The 1604-nt window shown below is 38.8% G+C and carries 3 protein-coding genes; all 3 read right to left on the bottom strand.

All coding sequences use genetic code 11. The annotated features are described in order from the left end of the window. Positions 1-350: 350 nt before the first annotated feature. Entirely contained in the window at positions 351-662 is a 312-nt protein-coding gene (locus IQR33_RS35960) for a hypothetical protein (protein ID WP_193844047.1), read from the bottom strand. A 74-nt stretch (positions 663-736) separates the two neighbouring features. Next, positions 737-1240 (bottom strand): hypothetical protein, encoded by a 504-nt coding sequence (locus IQR33_RS35955; RefSeq protein WP_193844046.1) that lies wholly within the window; start codon positions 1238-1240, stop codon positions 737-739. A 15-nt stretch (positions 1241-1255) separates the two neighbouring features. Next, positions 1256-1604 (bottom strand): hypothetical protein (locus IQR33_RS35950; RefSeq protein WP_193844045.1); only part of this gene is annotated, 349 nt, incomplete at its 5' end.

Here is a 1604-nt window from a genome sequence, read left to right as displayed (position 1 = left end):
TTTGGCTTCTCTCTTAAACCCTGCCTATGGTGGGGTTTAAGTGATTTTGAGCTCCAGTTTAATATCACGAAAGAAACTAAGCACAGCTACTATTTGCTTCCATGCACTGAACTACTTGAGCTCACGGGTATCAAGATAGTGCGATAAAAAAAGTTTATCAAGGTGCAGTTCGAGGATCATTTGTGGATAAATAGCAAAATTCAAAATATCAGTCAGTGAACACTAACTAACTGAATAAGACCCTGTCTATAAGTCCAAATTACGGTTTGTTAATTCGATTTAGAAATAACCGCACCTAAAAATATTTATCTTGACAATTAAGAAACCACCCAAAATATAGTTGTGCCGTATTAACTACCTTCAGATGGGGGGCTTACTCTCTTAAACATAAAAGGATAAGGTGTGAACGCATCCCCTTTTCCTACATTTGGTCCACTCACTTCCCAAATCCCTGCGAACTCACTCGGTTCCTCGACCTTTAGGTAGTTATTCGGGTTTTGTTCCACATCATCTTTTGAACGTTGTGTAGGTGTAGGGAGGAAGTGAGCAAGCTTGCGATTTTCAATCTTAGGCGGGTTCAGAATAAACAGGCTACCGCTCTCATCTAAGTAACCTTCCACGTTCCCAATGTTTGTTTTTAATATCGTAGTCACCTTGTGCATAGATCTTCCTAGTTAGTTGATTTGCCAATACTGATAATGTCCTCCAGCATTTAACACCATTAACTCTAAATCTTCTATCCTTGGATATCTTCTTTAAATTCCCATCTCGGTGAGAATCGGAACTCTACCGACCAGCAATCTGAGGAGATAATGAAAGCTTTCCATACAGCTAAAGGGTATTGGCCTGATGCTCGGAAATTATTCGTGAGGTTATTTCTGACGAAACGGATCAATCTATCAATCTGGTCTTCGTTTGCTGTGTCGAAGCTAAGCGTAATAGAGAGATTGTCATAGTTAGGTATGTCAGCAGAACCTCTAAAGTCTAAATTAAGCTCGTCTACAAGTAACTTTAGTTCGGTTAAGAAGCTTTCGAACTTTTCCAGGTTGGTCTCCGCAAAGACTGACTTGGCGAACGCAGAGATATTAGTGTGATTGTCCACTAATAAATCTTCCCCTTTATCATGGAGAAACCCTCTTATCATCGGGACTAAATCATCCGGTGCTAAAACTTTTTGGTCATTATAAAAGTCAGAAGTTAGGAACGCCTGTTTATACTTTTCGAGAATATCATTCATCATATCTACTTGAACCCCTTATTTTGATGCTGTAGCAATCATTGCTTTCATACGGCTAAGTATGTTTTTTGCTCTTTCGTCATTTTCTAATTCACTAGCAGGAACCCTAACGTTTAACTTTTTGGCCAGCTCGTTAATAGCAGCAATAGTCTTTTTACTTGGTTTCTTAATACGTTTTGCCTCTTCTACATATTTAGATAGTAATTTGGCGTTACTAATCGCTTGAGAAGGAATTTTCAGGCCAGTCTTCGATTCCAACTGTTTTGCGTAATCAAGAAACTTTTTAGATGGAGTACTTGGGACATCATCTTCGTGAGCTTTTATAAATTCTAGAGCTTTACCAAAGTCAGTCATTTTAAGCGCTGGT

The organism is Vibrio sp. OPT46 (assembly GCF_015163535.1).
In the GTDB taxonomy this organism is placed as follows: domain Bacteria; phylum Pseudomonadota; class Gammaproteobacteria; order Enterobacterales; family Vibrionaceae; genus Vibrio; species Vibrio alginolyticus.
Note: the sequence above shows the minus strand (reverse complement) of the source record. Positions and strands in the feature narration are given on the sequence as shown.